Source organism: Xanthomonas sp. LMG 8993, assembly GCF_009835065.2.
Taxonomy (GTDB): domain Bacteria; phylum Pseudomonadota; class Gammaproteobacteria; order Xanthomonadales; family Xanthomonadaceae; genus Xanthomonas; species Xanthomonas arboricola.
The window spans coordinates 224,438-246,533 of the sequence record NZ_QVIF02000006.1 but is presented as its reverse complement, the minus strand read 5'-3'; the positions used below and the strand labels follow the sequence as shown (position 1 = coordinate 246,533).

Below are 22,096 nucleotides of genomic sequence, written 5' to 3'. Positions count from 1 at the left end.
GGCCCAGGGAACAACACGCGCCCGGCAAGGGCCGTGCGCGCTGCGCACTCACGCCGCCATGCCTGCTTAAGCATTAAAGAAACACGCGTGAACAGCCGCTAGTCGGTTTACTGCGGCCTGCTATGGGGGCCGCCCATGGCAAGCGTGAGACACCCGCGCGAGGGGCGCGGACCACACGCGCCGATGCGTGGGAGAGTGCAACGCTCGTGGGGGTTGAGTACCGTCAATGCAGGTCGTCAGGCCGGCGTGCACCGTTTTTGGCGGTGCTGCTGCTGGTCTTGCTGTCGCTAGCCGATCTGGCCGGCGCGCAGAGCGCGAGCATTCGTCGCTACGCCCACGACCAGGGCTTGCTCGGGCTGGCCGGCACCTGCCTGCTGCAGACCCGCGCCACGCTGCTGTGGGTGTGTACCGAAAGCGGCCTGTATCGCTACAACGGGCGCAGCTTCCAGCAGGTGATGCTGGATGGCCTGCGCAACGAACCGATCACCTCGATGGCCGAAGCCGCCGACGGGCGGCTGTGGGTGGCCGGCTTCCAGGCCCTGTTCGTCGGCGACGAGCACGGCTTCCGCAAACTGGCCCCCGACGAGGCCGAACACCTGCAGGAAGACATGCTGCTGGCCAGTCCCTCCTGGGGCACGGTGCTGGCCAATGGCGGCACGCTGGAACGATTGAGCGCACGCGGCAACGGCCACTGGCACAGCGAGCCGCTGCTGGATACCGCCACCCGGGTGCGCGTGCCCGAGCTGTCCAAGGTGCTGAGCCTGTCGGTGGACGGCGACACCTTGTGGGCCGGCTGCGCCAAGCGGCTGTGCGCCATCGATGCGCAGCGCAAGGTGCAGGTGTACGGGCCGGACCAAGGCGTGCCGGAAGATCGCTGGTACAGCGTATTGCGTGATCACGACGGCGCACTGTGGGTCCGCGGCACCGGCAACCTGCTCTATCGCGCGCCGGGCGCCAGCAAATTCAGCGTGCGGCCGCTGCCCTTGCTCGATGGCAGAACCATCGGGCGACAGGCGCCGTTGGTGCTGGACCGCGAAGGACGCGTGCTGGTACGTCGCAACGACGGGCTGGCGCGCTGGGAGAACGGCCGCTGGCGCAGTTTCGGCGCCGACAACGGGCTGCCGCCCGGCAGCAGCGATGCGATCCTGGTGGACCGCGATGGCGATGTCTGGATGACCGTCGATGGCGAAGGCCTGGTGCGCTGGGCCGGCTACGAATGGATCGAGAACTGGGACGCCTCGCAGGGCATGCCGGCCGCGCCCACCTGGTCGATCGCCCGCGACGCGCAGGGCGCGCTGCTGGTCGGCAACGAACACGGCACCGGCCGCCAGGTCGATCCGGGCGGCCGGTTCGTCCCGGCCCTGCAGGCCTCCGGGATCCAGATCGTGGGCATGCAACGCAGCGCCGATGGCAGCCTGTGGACGCTCAATTCGGCCGGTTCACTGCGCCGCACCTGGCCCGATGGCCGCAGCGCGCAGATCGCCAAACTGCCGCGCACCGCACGCCGCCTGCTGATCGATCGGCAGGGGCGGATGTGGATGCTCAGCGCGGGCGGCCTGTTCGTGATCCGGCATCCGCTGGAGGGCGGCACGATGGAAGCTGTTCCGGAGATGCCCACGATCGCCTATACCGACATCCAGCAGACCGCCAACGGCACGTTGTGGGTGTCCACCGCCAACGGCTTGTTCCGGCTGCAGGGCGCACGCTGGTCCAGGGTCGAGGTGCTGGTCAATGGCGGCGCCTCGGACCCGTGGATCAGCAAGTTCCACATCAGCGACAGCGGCGAGGTGTGGCTGGCGTTCTATCGGCCCGGTCTCTGGCACGGCATGTTGCTGGGCGAGCGGCTGGATCTGCAGGCGATCAGCGACGAGGCGCTGCGCGATGTCGGCGTCTACCTGATGCGCGGCGACAGCCTCGGCCGGGTCTGGGTGGGCCATGCGCGCGGCGTGGAGGTCTACGACGGCGAGCGTTGGGCGCATCTGTCGCAATCGCAGGGCCTGCTGTGGGACGACATCTCCGAAGCCGCCTTCGCCGAGGATCCGGATGGGTCGATCTGGATCGGTACCTCGCGCGGGGTGAGCCATCTGCTGGACCCGGCGCGGCTGTTCGATGCGCGCCAGCCCAGCGTGCGCATCGACAGCGTCAGCCGTGGCGGCGTGCCGGTGCAGCGCGGCCAGTTGCTGGGCTGGAGCGACCAGCCGCTGCATATCGAGCTGTCCACGATGGAGGTGTACGACGACCCGAGCCGCCTGACCGTGCGTTACCGCCTGCTCGGCCTGCACAACGAATGGATCCAGAGCGACAACCTGTCGATCGACCAGGCGCCGCTGCCCTCCGGGCATTTCCGGCTGCAGGTGCAGGTGCTGGACCGCTACCGCCGCACCGCCTCGCCGATCGCCGACCTGCCGTTTGCGGTGGCCCCGCTGTGGTGGCGCAGCCCGCCGGCGATCGTGTTGTATGTGCTGATCGGCAGCGCGCTGCTGGCCGGCCTGTGGCGCTGGCGGCACCGCCATCTGGTCGCGCGCGAACGCATGCTGGCCGAACTGGTGGCCGAGCGCACCTATCAGCTGGAACACGAAAAACGCGATCTGGAAAGCGCGCGTGCGGCGCTGGCCCTGAAGGCCAGCCACGATGCCCTGACCGGCCTGCTCAACCGCTCCGGCGTGCTCGAAGCCATGGCCGAAGAACTGCAGGCCTGCGCGCACGGCGGGCATCCGCTGGCGGTGGTGCTGATCGATCTGGACCACTTCAAACTGGTCAACGACGAACACGGGCATCTGGTCGGCGATGCGGTGCTGGCCAAGGTCGGCGCTCGCCTGACCGCCTGCCTGCGCGACTCGGACAAGGTGGGCCGTTACGGTGGCGAGGAACTGCTGTTGCTGCTGCCGGGCATGTCGCAGCATAGCCAGCACCGGCTGCGCGCCATCCACGAAAAGCTCAGCCTGGCACCGTACGAGGTGGGCGCCGCCCGGCCGCTGCCGGTGACCTGTTCGGTCGGCGTGGCCTGGTTCCGGAGCGGTGACAACGCCGCCACGCTGCTGGCACGTGCCGACGAGGCGCTGTACCGCGCCAAGCGGCATGGCCGCAATCGCATCGAACCGGAAGAGCCCGAATCCTCGGTGGCATGAGCAGCCGCGCCCCGGGGCGCAGGCCAGGCGCATCCAACCCAGCGGCCCCACAGCGCCGCCTGCCCCGATCAGCCACTTTTTCAGGCCGGCCCCCTCTCGGCCAGCTCTCCCCCGACCCCGACTCCCCAACCCCGGCCCCAGCGACTGGAACGCCACTTGCATGACACAGGGCTGACCAGTCACCGGCACCTCCATGTCCGAGTCCGAAGACGGCGGCGAACGCACAGAGCTTCCCACCGAAAAACGCCTGCGCGAAGCCCGCGAGCAGGGCAACATCCCGCAATCGCGCGAGTTGTCCACCGCCGCGGTGTTCGGTGCCGGCGTGTTCGCGCTGATGGCCCTGGCCCGCGGCATCGGCGATGGCGCCAGCGTCTGGATGAAGACCGCGCTCAGCCCGGACCCGAAGATGCGTGAAAACCCGATGGCGCTGTTCGGCCATTTCGGCGACCTGCTGCTGCAGCTGCTGTGGGTGATGCTGCCGCTGATCGGCATCTGCCTGGCCGCCGGCCTGGCCGGCCCGCTGTTGATGAGCGGGCTGCGCTTTTCCGGCAAGGCGATCATGCCCGACCTCAACAAGCTCAACCCGATGAACGGGATCAAGCGCATGTGGGGCAGCAACAGCCTGGCCGAGTTGATCAAGTCGGTGCTGCGGCTGCTGTTCGTCGGCCTGGCCGCCAGCCTGTGCATCTCCAAGGGCCTGCACGGCCTGCGCTCGCTGGTGAACCAGCCGCTGGAACAGGCGGTGGGCAACGGCCTGGACTTCACCAAGAGCCTGCTGTTCTACACCGCCGGCGCGCTGGTGCTGCTGGCCGCCATCGACGCGCCCTACCAGAAGTGGAACTGGCTACGGAAGCTGAAGATGACGCGCGAAGAGATCAAGCGCGAGATGAAGGAAAGCGAGGGCAGCCCGGAGGTCAAGGGCCGCATCCGCCAGATGCAGATGCAGATGTCGCAGCGCCAGATGATGGAAGCAGTGCCCAAGGCCGACGTGGTGCTGATGAATCCGACCCACTACGCGGTGGCGCTCAAGTACGAAGGCGGCAAGATGCGCGCCCCGATCGTGGTGGCCAAGGGCGTGGACGAAATGGCCTTCCGCATCCGCGAAGCCTGCGAACAGCACCGCGTGGCGATCGTCACCGCCCCGCCTTTGGCACGCGCCTTGTATAGAGAAGCGCAAATCGGCAAGGAAATTCCCGTGAGACTCTATTCGGTCGTGGCCCAGGTGCTGTCCTACGTCTACCAGCTGCGTGGCTGGAACGGCGGCCCGATGCCGGAATTGCCGTCGCTGGACGTGGATGAGTTCGGCAAGGGAGCCAGCGTATGAGCGCCCAACCCGCCCCGATGAACGCCCGGCGCATCATGGAGTTGCTGCGCAACGGCCTGGGCGCGCCGCTGGCCCTGATGGCCATGCTGGCCATGCTGATGGTGCCGCTGGCCGCGCCGGTGCTGGATGCGCTGTTCACCTTCAACATCGCCATCTCGCTGATGGTGCTGCTGGCGGTCGTCTACGTGCAGCGCCCGCTGGAATTCACCATTTTCCCGATCGTGCTGCTGATGACCACGATGCTGCGGCTGGCGCTGAACGTCGCCTCCAGCCGCGTGATCCTGATCAACGGCCAGGACGGCCATGCCGCAGCCGGCAAGGTGATCGAGGCGTTCGGCCAGTTCGTGATCGGCGGCAACTACGCCGTGGGTATCGTGGTGTTCGCGATCCTGACCATCATCAACTTCGTGGTCATCACCAAGGGTGCCGGACGCGTGTCGGAAGTGACCGCGCGCTTCATCCTGGACGCCATGCCCGGCAAGCAGATGGCCATCGACGCCGACCTCAATGCCGGTTTGCTGACGCGCGAGGAAGCCAAGGCCCGCCGCGAGGAAGTCCGCGAGGAAGCCGACTTCTACGGTGCGATGGACGGTGCCAACAAGTTCATCCGCGGCGACGCCATCGCCGCCATCCTGATCCTGTTCATCAACCTGGTCGGCGGCATGGCGGTGGGCATGTTCCAGCACGGCATGAGCTTTGTGGATGCCGCCTCCACCTACACCCTGCTGTCGATCGGCGACGGTTTGGTGGCGCAGCTGCCAGCCCTGCTGGTGTCGTCCTCGGTCGCCTTGCTGGTGACCCGCGCCTCGCGCGCGCAGGACATGCGCGGCGCCATGATCAGCCAGGTGTTCGGCCAGCACCGCGCCCTCGCGGTGGCCGCGGCCATCCTGGGCCTGGTCGGCCTGGTGCCGGGCATGCCCAACGTCGCGTTTTTGACGCTGGGCCTGATCCTGGGCGTGATCGCCTGGAAAATGTACAAGCGCAGCCTGGTCATCCCGCCGACCGGCGACCCCGCCACCGATCCCAAGGCCGCCGCCGCGGCCACTGCCGCCCAGGCCAGCTCGGAGCTGAGCTGGGACGAGCTGCGCCCGATCGACCCGCTGGGCCTGGAAGTGGGCTACCGGCTGATTCCGCTGGTGGACAAGAACCAGGGTGGCGAACTGATGGCGCGCATCAAGGGCGTGCGCCGCAAGCTCACCCAGGACATCGGCTTCCTGGTGCCGCCGGTGCATATCCGCGACAACCTGGAACTGTCGGCCAATGCCTACCGCTTGCTGGTGCACGGAGTGCCCGTGGCCACCGCGGAAATCTATCCCGATCGCGAACTGGCGCTGGACCCGGGCGGCGCGCTCGGCCAGCTCGACGGCATCCCCGGCAAGGACCCGGCGTTCGGCCTGGACGCCACCTGGATCCAGCCGCACCAACGCGCCTATGCCGAATCGATGGGCTACACCGTGGTCGACCCGGCCACCGTGGTCGCTACCCATCTGTCGCACCTGATCCGCGAACACGCCCCGGAACTGCTCGGCCACGAGGAAGTGCAGCAGCTGCTGGCGACCCTGGCCAAGACCGCGCCGAAGATGGTCGAAGACCTTACCCCGAAGGCGCTGCCGCTGTCGGTGGTGGTACGCGTGCTGCAGAACTTGCTGATCGAGCGCATCCCGGTGCGCCAGCTGCGCAAGATCGTCGAAGCCCTGGTCGAACACGCCCCGCACAGCCAGGACCCGACCACCCTCACCGCCGCGGTACGCACCTCGCTGGGCCGCTTCATCGTGCAGGAAATCGCCGGCATGTCGGCCGAGCTGCCGGTCTACACGCTGGCCCCGCAGCTGGAGCGCGTGCTGCAGGAATCCACCCACGGCAACGGCGTGGCACTGGAGCCCGGCCTGGCCGAACGCCTCCACCAGAGCCTGGCCGACTGCGTCGGCAAGCAGGAAGCCCGCAACGAACCGGCGGTCGTGCTGGTGCCCGGCCAGGTCCGCGCCGCCCTGGCCCGCCTGGTCCGCCACAGCGTCCCGTCCCTGTCGGTGCTGGCCTACAGCGAAGTGCCCGAAGACAAGCGCCTGAAGCTGGTCGGCACGATCAGCTGAGACCGCCCTCCGGCCAACGCACCCTGTGGGGGCGCACCCGGGCGCGACAGGCGTTACCGGCACACCCCGTCGCGCCCGGGTGCGCTCCTACGACAGGCCAGGCAACCCGGGAACACACCGCAGACGCCGACACCACGGTAGGAGCGCACCCGGGCGCGACAGGTTTTACCGGCACAGCCCGTCGCGCCCAGGTGCGCTCCTACGATAGGCCGGGCAACCCGGGAACACATCGCGGACGCCGACACCACCGTAGGAGCACACCTGGGCGCGACAGGTGTTACCGGCACGGCCCGTCGCGCCCGGGCGCGCTCCTACGACAGGCCGGGCAATCCGACAACACATCTCAGACGCCGACACCACGGTAGGAGCGCACCCGGGCGCGACAGGCGTTACCGGCACGGCCCGTCGCGCCCAGGTGCGCTCCTACGAACCTACCCACCACGCCGACCAGCACCCGGCGTCGGAAAGCCGCCACTGGTCCGGATCTCCAATCGATTGCACGGCGCTGGCCGTTTCCAGACGGTCCAAGTGCTCCAAGCTTGGCCTTCCGCCCGCAAACGCATCCGCCCGCACGACGCCACCAGCGCACAGCCGCCCTGGAAAAAAGTCAATCAATCCATTGACTTGAAGCCGTCGGACCCAGCCGGACACACAACTCCCGCCTGGTCCTAACGCACCAGCCCCCCGCGCCGGAACCCCGGCACCCCGTTTTGGCACGCCGCGTGCATTAGCTCTGCCGAGACCGCAGCCAGCGCCACCGCTGCGGGGCGAGAGCAGCACTTGGAACAACCGAACGGGACAGGCAACTCATGACGCTGGCAACACACCCACATTCATCGCGCACCCGTCCGGCGTCCGGCGGGTCCCGTTCCTGGAGGCACTTCGCATGAAAATCAAACGCTTCGTTGCCCCGGACATGCGCACCGCATTCCGCATGGTGCGTGAAGAACACGGCCCGGACGCAGTGATCCTGTCCAATCGCCGCACCGCCGAAGGCATCGAGATCGTCGCTGCCAGCAACTACGACGAAGAACTCGTGCAGCGCGCCCTGGAAACCGCGCGCTCCGAGACGCCGGCCGTTGCCGCCGCGCCGATCCCGTCAGCAGCTGCCCCGCAAGCACCGGCCCCGCAAGCAGCCGCCGCACCGGTCCACGCACCGCTGAAGCCGGCCGCCGATGCCGGCACGAGCCAGCGCCAGCGCGTTGCCAGTGCCGCCGAAGACATGATCGCCGCGATGGCGCTGCGCCAGCCGGTCAACGTGCAGCGTCAGCCGCAGGTGCCCGCACCGGTGCGTAGCGCCGCCGTCCCCTCGCCCGCCGCCCAGGCCCTGGCCCACGCCGTTGCGGTGACCGCCGCGCCGCGCCAGGAACACGCGCTGTCGGCCGTGCCGGAACAGCTGTTCGCCGATTTCCTGACCACCGCGCCGGTGCAGCGCGCCGCCGTGCAGGCTGCCCCGGTGCAGGCCCCGACCCCGATCATGGCCGCCGCCGCTGCCCCCGTGCAGGCCGGCTACGACCAGGACGAAGACGCGCTGGACGACGACGCCGACTTCGACCTGGACGCGCTGCCGCAGATCCTGCCGCCGGCCGCGTTGCCGCCGCTGGTGGTCGCCCCGCCGGCGCTGGCCGCGGTGCCGGTCGCCGCCGCCCCGGCGCCGCAGAACGACGAAGAACTCAAGCAGTTGCGTGGCGAGCTGGCGCTGATGCGGCAGATGATCGAGCGCGAAATGAACCGCCTGACCGACGAGCGCCTGCGTGGTTCGCCGGTGCGCGCGCAGGCCCTGGAACTGATGGACGACTACGGCTTCGACGCCGGCCTGATCCGCGACGTGGCACTGCAGATCCCGGCCGATACCGAATTGCACCGCGGCCGCGGGCTGATGCTGGGCCTGCTGTCCAAGCGCCTGCCGGTGGCCCCGGTCGACCCGCTGGAACGCGGCGGCGTGATCGCCCTGGTCGGCCCGACCGGCGCCGGCAAGACCACCACCATCGCCAAGCTCGCCCAGCGCTTCGCCGCCCAGCACGCCCCGCGCGACGTGGCCCTGGTCACCACCGACACCCAGCGCGTCGGCGGCCGCGAGCAGCTGCACAGCTACGGCCGTCAGCTCGGCATCGCCGTGCACGAGGCCGACAGCGCCGAAAGCCTGCTGGAACTGCTCGAGCGCCTGCGCGACTACAAGCTGGTGCTGATCGACACCGCCGGCATGGGCCAGCGCGACCGCGCCCTGGCCGCCCAGCTGAACTGGCTGCGCGCCGCGCACCAGGTCACCTCGCTGCTGGTGCTGCCTGCCAACGCGCACTTTTCCGACCTCGACGAGGTCGTGCGCCGCTTCGCCCACGCCAAGCCCCAGGGCGTGGTGCTGACCAAACTTGACGAGACCGGCCGCTTCGGTAGTGCGCTGTCGGTCGTCGTCGATCACCAAATGCCCATCACCTGGGTGACTGACGGACAGCGGGTCCCCGACGACCTGCACCGCGCCAATGCCGCCAGTCTCGTTCTTCGCCTTGAAGATTTGCGGCGCGCTGCCGATAAGCCCTGTACTCCGGAGCACAACCATGCAGTCGCGTGAATACGCCAAGCTGACCAACGCCTTCCCCCTGTCGGCGACCCGTCCCGAGCCCCTGGGCCCGGTGCGCACCATTGCCGTGACCGGTGGCAAGGGCGGCGTGGGTAAAACCAACATCTCCGCCAACCTGGCCGTGGCGCTGGCCGACATGGGCAAGCGCACCCTGCTGCTGGACGCCGACCTGGGCCTGGCCAACCTGGACGTGGTGCTGGGCCTGTCGCCCAAGTACACCCTGGCCGACCTGATCGCCGGCCGCTGCACGCTGGATGAAGTGATCATCGAAGGCCCCGGCGGCGTGCTGGTGGTCCCGGCGGCTTCCGGCCGCCGCCACATGGCCGAACTGGCCCCGGCCCAGCACATCGGCCTGGTCAACGTGTTCTCCGAGCTGGAGCGCGACCTGGACGTGATGGTCATCGACACCGCCGCCGGCATCACCGACAGCGTGCTGACCTTCTGCCAGGCCGCCCAGGACACCGTGGTGGTGGTCTGCGACGAGCCGGCTTCGATCACCGACGCCTACGCGCTGATCAAGGTGCTCTCGCGCGAACGCGGCGTAGACCGCCTGCAGATCATCGCCAACATGGTGCGCGACCCCAACGAAGGCCGCCTGCTGTACGACAAGCTGTCGCGGGTCTGCGAAAAGTTCCTCGGCGACGTGTCGCTGAACTACCTCGGCCACGTGCCGCAGGACGACTGGTTGCGCCTGTCGGTGCAGCGCCAGCAGCCGGTCATCAAGGCCTACCCCGCCAGTCCGTCGGCGCAGGCCATTGCAGAAATCGCTCGCCGTACCTCGCGCTGGCAGGCCCCCACCGTGCCGCGCGGCAATGTCGAGTTCTTCGTCGAACGCATCATCCAACGGGGAGTGGCCGCATGAGCACCGCTACCGCAACCACGGCCAGCGCGCAGTACCGCGCCGTGCAGCGCAACAACGCCAACGACATCGTCACCCAGCACGCCGACCTGGTGCGCCGCATCGCCCACCATCTGGCCGCGCGCCTGCCGGCGAGCGTGGAAGTGGACGATCTGATCCAGGCCGGCATGATCGGCCTGATCGAAGCCTCGCGCAGTTACGACTCCGAACAGGGCGCCTCGTTCGAGACCTATGCGTCGATCCGCATCCGCGGCTCGATGATCGACGAAATCCGGCGTGGCGACTGGGTGCCGCGCTCGGTGCACCGCCGCGCACGCGACGCTGCCGCCGCCGTGCGCAAGATCGAACAGCACACCGGCCGCGCCGCTGCCGCCACCGAAGTGGCCGCCGCGATGGAGATGCCGCTGCCCGACTACCTGCGTCTGATGGAAGATGCCGCCCGCGGCCAGGTGCTGAGCCTGGAGTCGCGGATCGAGGATCACGGCGAGCTGGACACCACCGCCAAGGGCGGCCCCAATCCGCAGCAGATGATGGAGCGTGGCGAATTCGGCCGCGAGCTGGGCAAGGCCATCGGCCAGTTGCCCGAGCGCGAGCAGCTGGTGCTGTCGCTGTACTACGAACAGGAATTGAACCTGAAAGAAATCGGCGCCGTGCTCGGTGTCAGCGAATCGCGCGTCTGCCAGATCCATGGCCAGGCGGTGGTGCGTCTGCGCGGCCGCCTCAAGGTCTTCGAACTGGCCGATGCCGGTGTCGAAATTGACGAATGATTTTTTCGCGCATTTTTTAGTGTTAGGAGCTTGATGTGAACAAGAACATGCGGATTTTGATCGTGGACGACTTCTCGACGATGCGACGTATCGTCAAGAATCTGTTGGGCGATCTGGGCTTCACCAATACCGCAGAGGCCGAAGACGGCAACAGCGCATTGGCGGCGTTGCGGGCCGGCCCGTTCGATTTCGTGGTCACCGACTGGAACATGCCCGGCATGACCGGCATCGACCTGCTGCGCAACATCCGCGCCGACGCCAAGCTCAAGCACCTGCCGGTGATGATGGTGACCGCCGAAGCCAAGCGCGAGCAGATCATCGAAGCGGCCCAGTGCGGCGTGAACGGCTACATCATCAAGCCGTTCACCGCACAGACGCTGGAAGAGAAGCTGGGCAAGGTGTTCGAACGTCTGGCGGCGACCGCCTGATGAACGCCACCGTGGAAGCCGATGCCGAACGTGCCGCCCTGATCGAGCGCCTGCAGCACGCGCTCGATGCACTGGAAAGCGGTGACCAGGTCGCCTGGCGGCGCGAGGTGGACCACCTCGCCGCGCTGCGCACGCGCCCGATGATGCAGAGCCTCAGCCGGCTCGCGCGCGAACTCGGGCAGGCGCTGGGCGAGCTGCCCACCGTGCCCGAGGAAGCCGGCGAACTGGACGATGCCTGCTCGCGCCTGGACCACGTGGTGGAAATGACCGAGAAGGCCAGCCATCGCACGCTGGATCTGGTCGAGGAATGCCGCGAGCTGGCCAACCAGCTGCGCGACGGTGGCCTGAACCAGGACCAGGGCGCACTGATGGACAAGATGCGCCATAACCTGACCGAGCTGTCGCTGGCGCAGAGCTACCAGGACCTGAGCGGCCAGATCATCCGTCGCGTGGCCGGGATCGTGCGGCGCGTGCACGAGGGCTTCGGTGCGCTCGGCCTGCCGCCGAAGAATCCCGAGCCGAAGAAAGACGACGGCGGTCTTGCCGGTCCTGCAGTCAAGGGCCTGGACCGTCACGCGGTGTCGCAGGACGACGCCGACGACCTGCTGTCCGGATTGGGGCTGTAACCATGAGTGCTGTTCCAGACGATATTGCTGCCGATTTCATTGTCGAGGCCCAGGAGATCCTGGATCGCCTCGGCGAACAGCTGGTGTCGCTGGAACAGGCACCGGACGAAGCCGACCAGCTCAACGCGGTATTCCGCGGCTTCCACACGCTCAAGGGCGGCGCCGGCTTCCTGGCGATCAAGCCGATGGTCGAGCTCTGCCACGCCGCCGAGGAAACCCTGGGCATGGCGCGCTCCGGCCAGGCGGTGTTGCAGGCGCATCACTTCGATGCCGCGCAGCAGTCGCTGGATTATCTGCAGGCCATGCTGGATGCGATGGGCTCGGGCGAAACCGTGCCGCATGCACCGGCCTCGCTGATTGCGCAGTTCGACGCCAAGAGCGGCCCGCCGGCGGTCAAGGCCGCGCCCAAGGCCGCTACCGCAGCACCCGCACACGATGACGCACACGGCGCTGCTGCGCCGGGCGCCAAGGCTGCGCCCAAGGCGGCGGCCAAGGCCGCCGACGCCGAGCAGACCGTGCGCGTGGACACCAAGCGCCTGGACGCCATCGTCAACCTGATCGGCGAACTGGTGCTGTCGCGCAATCGCCTCAAGACCCTGCGTACCCGCCTGCGCGACGAAGAACTCGACCGCGCAGTCAGCACGCTGGACATCGCCACCGCGCGCCTGCAGACCGCGGTGATGCGTACCCGCATGCAACCGGTGAGCAAGGTGTTCGCACGCTTCCCCAAGGTGGCCCGCGATGTCGCGCGCACGCTGTCCAAGGAAGTGGAACTGGAACTGATCGGCGCCGAGACGGAACTGGACCGCAACCTGGTCGAGGCCCTGGCCGACCCGCTGGTGCACCTGGTGCGCAACGCGATCGACCACGGCATCGAATCGCCGGCCCTGCGCGAAGCCACCGGCAAACCGCGCAGCGGCCATGTGCGCCTGTCGGCGCAGCAGGAAGGCGACTACGTCAGCATCGAGATCCAGGACGACGGCGCCGGCATCGACCCGGAACGCCTGCGCGAGATCGCCCGCAATAAGGGTCTGATCGATGCCGAAGCCGCCGCCCGCCTGAGCACCGACGAGTGCCTGCATTTGATCTTCATGCCGGGCTTTTCCACCAAGGCCGAGGTCACCGACATCTCCGGCCGCGGCGTGGGCATGGACGTGGTGCAATCGCGCATCCGCGAGTTGAGCGGGCAGATCCAGATCCAGTCCGAACTGGGCCGCGGCAGCCGCTTCATGATCCGCGTGCCGCTGACTCTGGCGATCCTGCCGACCCTGCTGGTGCAGGCCGGCGAAGCGGTCTACGCCTTGCCGCTGGCGCGCGTGGTCGAGGTGCTGCACGCCCCGCAGACCTCGCTGGGCTGGTTCGACGGCCGCGCCGTGCTGGACCGCCGCTCGCACACCCTGCCGCTGATCGACCTGCGCCGCTGGCTGGGCGTGCCTGCCGAACAGCCGCCGCTATTGACGGTGGTGCTGCTGCAGGCCGGCGAAACCCGCTTCGGCCTGGTGGTGGACCAGGTTCGCGGCCGCGAGGAAGTGGTGATCAAGCCCCTGCCCCGTGCCCTGCGCGGCCTGCCCGGCTATGCCGGCGCCACCCTGATCGGCGACGGCCGCATGGCGCTGATCCTGGATGTGGATGGATTGCGTTCCAGCGATCATTGAGGTTGGGGATTCGGGATTCGGGATTGGGAGAATCGGGAATCGGGAATCGGGAATCGTCAAGACGATCTGGTCTGCCTGATTTGACGACAACGGCCGCGTACTGCGGCCGTTGTCGTGTCACTACCAGCATCGCTGCTGATCTATGTCGCCACGCGCGCAGGCATGGGCGCGATGGTTTGGCGACGGCCAGGCTGCCGTGGAAATGAACCTGGAACCGTTATTTCCCGTCCAGCTAATATTTAAGCATCCTAAACCAGCCCGGGTTTTAGAAAAACGGGGGAACATGCGAGCCAGCTGGCGCAAGCATCCCAAGCGCGATATCGTCAACTCCAAAACCCGATGTTTTGTTGATAAACGCGATTGCGGCGACGCGCGTGTCGGCGTTGAAGCCCATGAAGCTACGAACGCCGCCGCCATTTCCATTGCTCCAAGCTATGCTCTGGCCATCCGGGTGGACCTTCCGCCAGCCAATACCCATTCTGGTATCGGTATTATCGCCGGGCCTATCTACGGTCAGCATCATTGAAGCCGCCCGCGAGAGGGGACCGCTTTCTTTGTTTGTCCAAAGCGCCATGAATTTCGACAGGTCCCTTACCGTCGAGAAAAGGCCGCCTGCCGGCGCCAACGCACCAAATTCCCAGGGTTGAGCCGAGTGGAAGTCCGCATCGTAACCCCAAATTTCCCGGTGCTGCATCTCCGTTGATGGAGTAAGCGTAGTCTCGTCCATACGAAGCGGTTCAAGAATGCGAGCTCGCAAGAGGTCAGCATACGTTTTGCCAAGGCGCTGTGACAACGCGTAACCCAATAACGCGTAGTCAAAATTCGAGTATTCAAAACTCGACCCCGGCAAGCGCGTGAGACGAACACGACCTAAATCAGCACAAAGATCGCTCTCGGTGTAGCCGGCGTAGGGGTTGTCTTGACTGAGGCCGGTGCGACTGGATGGCCGAAGTGGTAGCCCACTCGTATGAGTGGCTAAATCGAGAAGCGTGATCTCATTCCCGTCGAAGGTGGCGGGAGGAACTGCAACGTACATTGATAGCGGATCGACGAGATTCACTTCACCCCGCTGAACGCAATCAGCAAGTAATAGTGCCGTGAATATCTTGGTTAGCGAGGCGATCTGAAATACTGACCGATCATTCGGCTGTTGGAGTTTACCTAGGCCAACCGTTCCGTAGTGGAAGGTCTTCAATTCGCCTGCGCGTACCACCCCCAATACGGCCCCGGTGCCCTGCTTTTCCTCGGCTACGCGACGGCGAAGGGCCGAGGACACGCTATCAGCTTCAATTTCGGGTTTGGCAAAGCTACGCATCGGCAGGGCCATGGATAATGCCGCAGCCAAAACAGTGCGGCGTTTAATTGAGGCGACCATTTTCACTCCTCACTCCAACATCAGCGTTTGAGCCATGCAGAGGTTATCACCCTATTCGGACGGATGCTTCCTGTCCGCATACGCGACGTTATATGGTGTCGCCACCTCGCAATACGGAAATCTCTCGCCGGTTTGGTGATACGGCTAAGCGGCGGGAATTGCTTTAGCTGCTTCGAAACCAGCCTTTCCGCATTTCCACCAATCCCGGCCATTCAACAATGGCAGTTATTTGTCGAATAACGGGTCCAAACCTCAGGGTCAGGTTGACTTCCTTAAGTGAATCTGACCCCGTTCTTTTGAAGTGACCCTAGAACCGTTATTTCAGGTCAATCGCAAGGCGTCTGGCAGACGCAGCATCATCGCCGCACGCTGCGCGCCTTGGCCGGCACCTCCACCGGCGGCAACACCTCCATCAGCAGCTGCCCTTCGCTGGCTGTGATGCGCAGCTTGGTGCCGATGGCGAAGCCCAGTTGTTCCAGCCATAGGCCGCTGAGGCGGACGTGGGGCACGTGCTGGTCGCCGGCGTGGTCGTGGGCGCCGGGGTAATGGGTGTAGCTGACGGTGCATTGGCGCGGGCGGCGGGCGCGGCGGGGTGCGCGTAGCGTGCCGGGACCTTGCGGTGAGGCGTCCGGGTCGGGCGGCAGCATCGGCGGCAGCTTGGTGCGGTCGGGTTCTACAACAACCCACTGCACCCGCTTGGGTGGCGCGGGGCGCGTACGCGTGCGGGTGGGCCGTGCGCTGGCAGATGCCGTGGGTGGGCGGCGGCGTGTCATGGCGCCTCCGGGTGATAGCGGGTGATGGTTGCAGCGACGTACTGCTGCAATGGCACAGCTCTGCGTGCCGACAGGCGGCACGAGGTGTGCGGCAATACACCGAGCTGGCGACTCAGCGGATGCGCGGTATGGTCTCTCGCCTGCTCAATAGCTGTGCGTGCGTCGAACCTGCGCAGCACATCGCCCATATCCCACCGCAGGTGGTGAGCGGAAGCTGGCAACAGATCAACCGGCACAGATGCCGGCATGGATGGTGCGGTAGACATGGCAACGCCCTCCTGGAACAACCCAAGAACCGCCGCCAACGGCGACGGGATGTCGGGAGGTTCGAAACCGCAGACAGCCGGCGGGCGTATTCCCCTCGCGGGTTTTGTATTAGCCGCCCTCCCGACGCAGGCATTGCGTCGGCTTGTACCTGCAAGATTCAGGCACAAAAAACCCACCGGTTTGACGGAGGTGGGTACCGCTGTCTGAGGAGTTTCGACGCTCCTTGGGCGTAGATTGCAAGTGCACGGTCTGGTGTGTCAATACACGCTGGCGGGTCTCGCGCGGCTGTGTGCGCCGCTGGCGCAGTTCCATACGGGCCACGCAAGCCGAGTGCCCTCGCCTGATAAGTGCACCTGACCCCATCACGACCTGCTCGCTGGTTGGACTCTAAAGCCAGCTGCTACTAAATACGGGGAGACGGCGGGAGCCCTGTTCCTTCGGCCAAAGCATCTCGCTAATATGTGGTCACCTGCCATTGGCGCCTTGGGTGCCGAAATGCTTGAAGGGATTCAGAATGATAAGAAGGTTCCGGCTTGAGCAAAAAGGCCGCTACGAGAAGCTTGTAATAGCTCAACGTTTGTCGGACATGGTGGACAACTACCTGGATGGGCGCCCTGCACCGCTGCTGATCGGTGCCGAACAAGGTGGTATCGGCGAATGGGATGACGTGGTCATCTACCATGCGGATGAACATTACGAGCACCTCCAGATCAAGCGGCAGACGACCCCCTTCAGCGATAAGCACATCGATAAAGCCGACTACATCAAGTCCTATAAACCCAAGGCCGGCAAAAAGGGAGCAGCAAGTGCAACGCCAGTTGTTCCGCCCGATAGCGCAATCGACTCTGAGCTCGATAAGGCCATAAAGAGCTTGTCTGCCTGGAGTCTCACACCCCAGTCCAAGCAGCCGCCAGTCCGCGCTTTTTCACTCATCTTTCTCGGCCTGGAAGTTGTCATCAAGGGCAAGTCAAGTGAGTTAATCACCGCCAATCACCTGCACGAGTTTTGTGGACTTTGCAAGCAGGACGGTCTTGATCTGGCTGCCCTATCTAGCCGCCCCGATACCCCAACGCAAAACGTCTACAAATGGTTAACGACCTGGTGTGGCTTTACCGACTGGGATCACGTTAGACAAACCATGCGGACCCTTACGATCCATGCCGTAGGGAGCGAAGATAACCTTGAAGAGCGTGCGCGCGAGTCGTTAGGACGACACTTTATTGATTCGCGGGCAACCCTTGAGAAGATGGTGGGATACATTTCTACGAATACCACGGATGTTAATGCCATCAGCTGTCATGCGATGGCCAACCATCTCAAAGACGCACGCCGGTCAGATGCTTTGACTTGGACGCAATACCTCATGAGGCCACAGGCTGGATCCAGTTGGATGGTCGCCAGTACCCACAGCTTGAATGGTACGACCAGCTTGCCAGCGGTCCGTGCTGCCACGGAAGTTGTCAGTCACCACTGGACAGCGGGCGGTAACAACAGAAGGCTGCGGTTGCACGCTACCTATTGCCCGCCTACGCCAAATACCGTGGCCCTCCACTCAGCCATCCTTCGGCTGGCACTGCACTTGAAGAGCGGGAGCCATTGCCTACTTCTCGGTGAGCCTCTTTGGCGCCAAGGCGCTGGGAACGAGTTGGGTAGAACGCTTGGGATCAGCGAGAGTGATCTTGATGAGCTTCCTTGGATAGACAATTCAGAGGCACTGTCCTGCGCGTCGGGTCGCGAAATCTCGTCGATCCTGGAGGCGCGAAATGAATCTTCAGCACTTCACCGGGCGATGAACGAGCTTGTGTGGGAGCAGCTACAAGCTCGCATCACTAACAGGTTGAACTCGGTATCCGACATGCCATTACTGGCAGCATTGGAACCGAAGTGGCGCTCTTGGGCCGCTGAGCTAACAGCCAACGCCGCTGCGCGTGAGTCACTGTTAGAACAACTCATGTACCCCAAAACAGAAGGCTTAGACGGGAAACACGCGCTGCGTGTCGGCCCTCGAACTGCAGACCTGCTGGAAACCGCCATTCTGATGCTGCTTCTGGTTTGCGTCGCAATTGGTAACGACGATGCTAATTGGCGCGAAATCCCTGCCGTTGGGGATGTTCTCAGCATTGCGTTGCAGAATTGGTCAGGCGCTTCAGGCGACCACAGCGGCGCCAGGCCTGTTGCCGATGACCTGATGGCCGTTTTGGGGCCTTCACCAGCGTCGGTAGTAATTCTTGCGGGCGTCGAAGGGTCTCCCACGAGCCTGCTCGAATCCGGTATGGCTGATGATTTTGAGACTGGTAACAGCATCGCGGCTGAGCGCCAGCCCAGGTTGCTGGTGACACGATTTGGGGTGCTTAAGCACTTGCGTAACGGGACACTCGCCCAGCTAAAGCAGCAATTCCAACGTTATTGGGATGCTTGGCGCGACGCGCGTGAAGCAGCAATCGAAGCTCAAGGGAAAGGACACTAATCATGCTGACACTGCAGGAAGTGGCTGGCGCAATCATTCAGCGTGCAGAGGGTCGGTATGACGTGTGTCCCCGGGACGTAACGGAGCTCATGCTACCTGAGGTCGACTTCGACTCGCATGTTCTTCGACTCAAGCGCTCCCACATCGAACGGGCGGGCTGGCGGACGGTTCTGCTCATCGAGCTTCCACTGACGGCCCATAAGGCAGCCAACCAGTGGGCCGCCGATGTACGGGATGTGCTGCCCGAACCTGAGACTGCAGACCTCTATATGTTTCTGATGATCAGCGGTATCGCCAAGGATGACGCTGCGCGGATTGAGGCTGATGACAGATTTTGCCGCAAGGTTGTTGTGCGCGAATCTGAAGCAGCTAGTGATTTCCTTAACCGGACATTCTTGGCTGCCTTGGATCCTGCTGGCGATGTCGAGACGCTGAGCGATCCATTGGTGTCGGCGCTGAACACGCTGTCTAATGCGCACCCTTGGTCTGCTCCACACATCGCTGCTTGGAAAACGCAGCTTCTGACCAACCGGAACGGAGCGGATGTGGTGCGTTTTCTTACCGACTCGGTGGGTGAAAGCGAGGTTCATTTGTGAGCAAGTTGAATTCAATCACCCTATCGAACCTGCGCAAATTCGGTTCGGATGTCACCATCGAGCTGAGTCCCGGAGCGACTATTTTGCTCGCACCCAATGGAACTGGCAAAACAACGGTATTTGAGGCGATCGAGTTTGGCCTAACCGGGAAAATAGCGCGTCTCCGTGACGACCTTGCCCATATCATTCGTGATGATCAGGCGGCAGCCACAGTCAGTCTAAGCTTTTCTGAGTTGACTGCGACATCACGCGTGACTGCAGCGGGCGAGGTCAGCCGGGACGGAGACTTAAGCAGCGTCTTTCCTAATGTGTCTGCAAATGACATCCCATTCTTGCTGCGTCTAACCCACCTTTTGGATCAGAGGGAGAACGGGTGGATCGTTAATGCAGAAGAAAAGGAAGCCGGAACCCAGTTGGCGAAGCTGCCGATTGGTCGCGACGGTTCTAAAGCTCGCGTCACCCTCGCTGCCGTTCGACGGTCGCTGACGGAGCAAAAAGCCCGTGCGGAAGAAGTGTTGATTGGGCATGAGACTGATTTGAACGAGTGGACTCGCCTACTCCAGGAGCGTGACATAGCTGCTGCCGGTGGAGTAGGTGCATTACGACCGCGCGATCGAATTGCCGACGCTCTCTCTGACGCTGCAAACCAGACGCAAAGCCTGAGCCAGATTCCATCTGGCTTATTGACCTGGCCCGCAAGCCAGGAGGGGCTGACGATTGCACACTCCGCACTGACCGAGATCTTGCAAGGGAAGGTCGAGCGGACTCGGGCGCATATTTCAAGCCTTGCCTTGGTAAACGACCTTATTGAGAGCTTTGTTGCAGCGCAGGAGCAGCTCGAAAAGCTCAATGAAGACCTCACGGAAGCGAGTCAGACACTCGATAAACACGCAAACACGAGGGCTGACGGCAATGCCGCATTGCAGGAGCATCAGGCGAGTATCCACTCTGCACAGCAAGAACTTACCAGCATCCGGCAGCAACTTGAGCGCCTGATTGGAGAGACCACTGCAAAACAGGAGATCGTTCACCGAAATGACGCGTTGACGTCAGCGATTGCTGCCCTACGCGAGGCTGAAGAAAATTCCCGTGTACTTCGCGAGCAGCATGAGCGCAGCCAACGGCTTCGCAACCAGCATGCTCAGATTGACGCCCAGCTTCATGGCATTAACCAGACTGAGCAGCGCTTAGAGTCGGGCCGTCTAATGCTTGCCGACTGGCAGGCCACTGAGCAGCGCATCCGCGATAATGTTCAGCAAATCACGGATCTAGGAGTTCTCATCGATAAACAGAGCATCGATAGGGATGCAGAACGTTCCTCGTATGAGACGTGTAAAGCTGCGGAGGCCACTGCCCGATCACTTTATGAGATGCTCAGTTCTTCCGCCGACGCAATCCGTCAGGCCGTTGCATCCATAGCGCAACATCTTCCCGCTGACCAAGATCAATGCCCGCTTTGCCTGGAGCCACATGGCGCAGCCAAGCTGCAGTCCCGGGTGGCTCAAGCCCTTGAAGCGATCAATCCGAATTTGACTGCAGCCGAGCAGCAATTGCGAACTGCTGTGGAAGCGTTGACGGCCAGTGAGGTCGCGGTTGAGAAAGCGCAGCAAGCACTAGACTTCAGCCGAATGGAGCTGGGTGCTTTGGAGTCCAACCACCAGGATCTGGGAAGACGAGTTGCGCAGTTTCGTACCGATCCGATTTTGGCTAGTGACTCGCTCCCGTTGGCAAGGGAGTCGCTCAGGCAGCAACTCGATAGCATTCCTCCTGCCAAAAAGCGTTTGACTGATCAGCGAGCGGCTTTGGACGCTCTCGCTTCCCCTGAAGCTTTTGAACAAACCGAGGGGGCCTTCAACTCGGCACAGCACATGCTCGACTTGGCCCGAGTTCAACAGAGCGAAGCGTCTACGCGGCTGGATCAAGCAGTTGCCGCACTGGCCGCGCTCACCTCTGGAGAGCCGCTGGCTCGTACGCTTGAGCAACTCACTGCAGAAAAAGCGCAGCTGGAACAGCAGATCAGCGATCTGAACGGGAAGGTTGAGACTGTGCAATCCGCCCTAGACACCCAACAGCATCAGTTGGTTGTGTCACTAACCGCAGTCAAGGAGATCGAGGCAGAAATCAGAAGGGTTCAAACGCTCCTTCTTCAAATCCGGGCGAGCTGGCAAGCGCAGGATTTGACCGGCACTCCACTTGCCGAAGCTGCGCAGGCCCGGGAAGCGACGCTACACGCTACGTTGACCCTTCTGGAGGGGTATGTTTCAGCACTCGAAGGCATTGGAGTGGAGATCTCTGCTTGGGCCAAGCTGAACGAATCACAGCTAGCTCAGCGGCTGATTGACGCTCAGCGTCTTGACCGTTCAGAAGAGGCCTTCGAGGCGTACCTCAATGACACCATCAACGCCGCACGCTCCAGCTACTTACGGTTGTCCTTGATCTCGGACGCGATGGATTTTCTGGACGGCTCACTAAAGAGAGAAATTGACAATGTTCAGAAACATGTCAGTAAGGTGGTACCCCGCTGGCAGGCGCTGCTCAAGCGTGTCGTGCGAGAGTCTAGGTTCCACGAGGCAAGTCTGAAATTCTTTAACTTGTATAACAAAGATCGTGCCGGCGTTTCTGTACCGCTTGGCAATAAAGCGGTGCCGGTACCTGATATCGCGAGTGAGGCACAGTTGACGGATCTTCAACTGACCTTCCTGCTCTCAATGGCGATGAGTCATCAGTGGTCTCCTTGGAAAGCACTGTTATTGGATGACCCGACTCAGCATCACGACCTAGTACATGCCTCTGCGGTTTTCGATTTGCTGCGTGACTACATCGTTGATCATGGTTTCCAGGTCGTTATCGCTACCCATGATGCTCTACAGGCTCGTTACTTCATGCGCAAGCTGCAAAATGATGGAATTGACGCCAAGATCTGGACACTCGTGCCGACTGAAAATGGCGTCACTGCGCGAGCAGGTAGCTGAAAGCAGCGCATTCAATAATGCAGATATCTTTTCGCGCCTCGATTTAAGTACAAGCTGAGCGCGAGCCAAGTCCTCACGGATGTTGGGTTTCGCGCAGCGGTGGGTACGCATTTATAGATGCGCCAGCATGGGTCCGAAACAGCTCTTGGGTATGACTGCTTCTGGCCGTTATGCCAGGGTGCGACTGGCCG

At 63.8% G+C, this 22,096-nt stretch carries 15 protein-coding genes; 12 read left to right on the top strand and 3 right to left on the bottom strand.

Annotated elements, in window-relative coordinates:
• Nucleotides 1–206: 206 nt before the first annotated feature.
• The 9 genes from DYQ94_RS13320 to DYQ94_RS13280 all read left to right on the top strand — a co-directional run bounded on the left by DYQ94_RS13320 (nt 207) and on the right by DYQ94_RS13280 (nt 13,455).
• A complete protein-coding gene (locus tag DYQ94_RS13320; protein WP_160955286.1) occupies nt 207–3,128 on the top strand; it encodes a ligand-binding sensor domain-containing diguanylate cyclase in 2,922 nt (973 codons plus the stop codon).
• A 193-nt stretch (nt 3,129–3,321) separates the two neighbouring features.
• A complete protein-coding gene (gene flhB, locus DYQ94_RS13315; protein WP_065032222.1) occupies nt 3,322–4,452 on the top strand; it encodes a flagellar biosynthesis protein FlhB in 1,131 nt (376 codons plus the stop codon).
• 17 nt (nt 4,453–4,469) lie between these two features.
• Nucleotides 4,470–6,542, top strand: coding sequence for a flagellar biosynthesis protein FlhA (gene flhA, locus DYQ94_RS13310; protein ID WP_024937671.1), 2,073 nt, complete (start codon nt 4,470–4,472; stop codon nt 6,540–6,542).
• Between the two features lie 886 nt (nt 6,543–7,428).
• Complete coding sequence (gene flhF / locus DYQ94_RS13305) at nt 7,429–9,111, top strand: flagellar biosynthesis GTPase FlhF (RefSeq protein ID WP_126966318.1); 1,683 nt, start codon at nt 7,429–7,431, stop codon at nt 9,109–9,111.
• Nucleotides 9,098–9,982, top strand: a complete 885-nt coding sequence (locus DYQ94_RS13300; protein WP_010374294.1) for a MinD/ParA family protein — start codon at nt 9,098–9,100, stop codon at nt 9,980–9,982. The genes flhF and DYQ94_RS13300 overlap by 14 nt, the downstream gene beginning before the upstream one ends.
• A complete protein-coding gene (locus DYQ94_RS13295; RefSeq protein WP_024937674.1) occupies nt 9,979–10,746 on the top strand; it encodes an RNA polymerase sigma factor FliA in 768 nt (255 codons plus the stop codon). The genes DYQ94_RS13300 and DYQ94_RS13295 overlap by 4 nt, the downstream gene beginning before the upstream one ends.
• 35 nt (nt 10,747–10,781) lie before the next feature.
• Entirely contained in the window at nt 10,782–11,174 is a 393-nt protein-coding gene (cheY, locus tag DYQ94_RS13290; protein ID WP_002813536.1) for a chemotaxis response regulator CheY, read from the top strand.
• Nucleotides 11,174–11,800 carry a protein phosphatase CheZ gene (locus DYQ94_RS13285; protein ID WP_016904946.1) on the top strand — a complete coding sequence of 209 codons (627 nt, stop codon included), beginning with the start codon at nt 11,174–11,176 and terminating at the stop codon, nt 11,798–11,800. Before cheY ends, DYQ94_RS13285 begins: the two co-directional genes overlap by 1 nt.
• Before the next feature lie 2 nt (nt 11,801–11,802).
• Nucleotides 11,803–13,455 carry a chemotaxis protein CheA gene (locus DYQ94_RS13280; RefSeq protein ID WP_126966319.1) on the top strand — a complete coding sequence of 551 codons (1,653 nt, stop codon included), beginning with the start codon at nt 11,803–11,805 and terminating at the stop codon, nt 13,453–13,455.
• Between the two features lie 265 nt (nt 13,456–13,720).
• Here the strand turns inward: DYQ94_RS13280 and DYQ94_RS13275 are convergent, their stop codons facing one another.
• From DYQ94_RS13275 to DYQ94_RS13265, 3 genes are all read right to left on the bottom strand, one after another.
• Entirely contained in the window at nt 13,721–14,830 is a 1,110-nt protein-coding gene (locus tag DYQ94_RS13275; protein ID WP_237475018.1) for a serine hydrolase, read from the bottom strand.
• Between the two features lie 356 nt (nt 14,831–15,186).
• Nucleotides 15,187–15,603: a SymE family type I addiction module toxin gene (locus DYQ94_RS13270; protein WP_076038903.1), complete on the bottom strand. Its 417-nt coding sequence runs from the start codon at nt 15,601–15,603 to the stop codon at nt 15,187–15,189.
• Nucleotides 15,600–15,869 carry a hypothetical protein gene (locus DYQ94_RS13265; protein ID WP_237475015.1) on the bottom strand — a complete coding sequence of 90 codons (270 nt, stop codon included), beginning with the start codon at nt 15,867–15,869 and terminating at the stop codon, nt 15,600–15,602. The genes DYQ94_RS13270 and DYQ94_RS13265 overlap by 4 nt, the downstream gene beginning before the upstream one ends.
• A gap of 515 nt (nt 15,870–16,384) precedes the next feature.
• On the opposite strand from DYQ94_RS13265, the gene DYQ94_RS13260 reads away from it, so the two are divergent.
• The 3 genes from DYQ94_RS13260 to DYQ94_RS13250 are packed head-to-tail and all read left to right on the top strand — an operon-like array spanning nt 16,385 to nt 21,905.
• Entirely contained in the window at nt 16,385–18,337 is a 1,953-nt protein-coding gene (locus tag DYQ94_RS13260; RefSeq protein WP_126966322.1) for an ABC-three component system protein, read from the top strand.
• Between the two features lie 2 nt (nt 18,338–18,339).
• Nucleotides 18,340–18,933 (top strand): ABC-three component system middle component 1, encoded by a 594-nt coding sequence (locus DYQ94_RS13255; protein WP_126966323.1) that lies wholly within the window; start codon nt 18,340–18,342, stop codon nt 18,931–18,933.
• Complete coding sequence (locus tag DYQ94_RS13250) at nt 18,930–21,905, top strand: AAA family ATPase (protein ID WP_126966324.1); 2,976 nt, start codon at nt 18,930–18,932, stop codon at nt 21,903–21,905. Before DYQ94_RS13255 ends, DYQ94_RS13250 begins: the two co-directional genes overlap by 4 nt.
• Nucleotides 21,906–22,096: the final 191 nt, after the last annotated feature.

What these genes read in the sequence shown, in the direction of transcription:
- flhB (WP_065032222.1), top strand. Translation starts at nt 3,322, where the DNA reads ATGTCCGAGTCCGAAGACGGCGGCGAACGCACAGAGCTTCCCACCGAA.
- flhA (WP_024937671.1), top strand. Translation starts at nt 4,470, where the DNA reads ATGAACGCCCGGCGCATCATGGAGTTGCTGCGCAACGGCCTGGGCGCG.
- flhF (WP_126966318.1), top strand. Translation starts at nt 7,429, where the DNA reads ATGAAAATCAAACGCTTCGTTGCCCCGGACATGCGCACCGCATTCCGC.
- DYQ94_RS13300 (WP_010374294.1), top strand. Translation starts at nt 9,098, where the DNA reads ATGCAGTCGCGTGAATACGCCAAGCTGACCAACGCCTTCCCCCTGTCG.
- DYQ94_RS13295 (WP_024937674.1), top strand. Translation starts at nt 9,979, where the DNA reads ATGAGCACCGCTACCGCAACCACGGCCAGCGCGCAGTACCGCGCCGTG.
- DYQ94_RS13285 (WP_016904946.1), top strand. Translation starts at nt 11,174, where the DNA reads ATGAACGCCACCGTGGAAGCCGATGCCGAACGTGCCGCCCTGATCGAG.
- DYQ94_RS13280 (WP_126966319.1), top strand. Translation starts at nt 11,803, where the DNA reads ATGAGTGCTGTTCCAGACGATATTGCTGCCGATTTCATTGTCGAGGCC.
- DYQ94_RS13275 (WP_237475018.1), bottom strand. Translation starts at nt 14,830, where the DNA reads ATGGTCGCCTCAATTAAACGCCGCACTGTTTTGGCTGCGGCATTATCC.
- DYQ94_RS13270 (WP_076038903.1), bottom strand. Translation starts at nt 15,603, where the DNA reads ATGACACGCCGCCGCCCACCCACGGCATCTGCCAGCGCACGGCCCACC.
- DYQ94_RS13265 (WP_237475015.1), bottom strand. Translation starts at nt 15,869, where the DNA reads ATGTCTACCGCACCATCCATGCCGGCATCTGTGCCGGTTGATCTGTTG.
- DYQ94_RS13260 (WP_126966322.1), top strand. Translation starts at nt 16,385, where the DNA reads ATGATAAGAAGGTTCCGGCTTGAGCAAAAAGGCCGCTACGAGAAGCTT.
- DYQ94_RS13255 (WP_126966323.1), top strand. Translation starts at nt 18,340, where the DNA reads ATGCTGACACTGCAGGAAGTGGCTGGCGCAATCATTCAGCGTGCAGAG.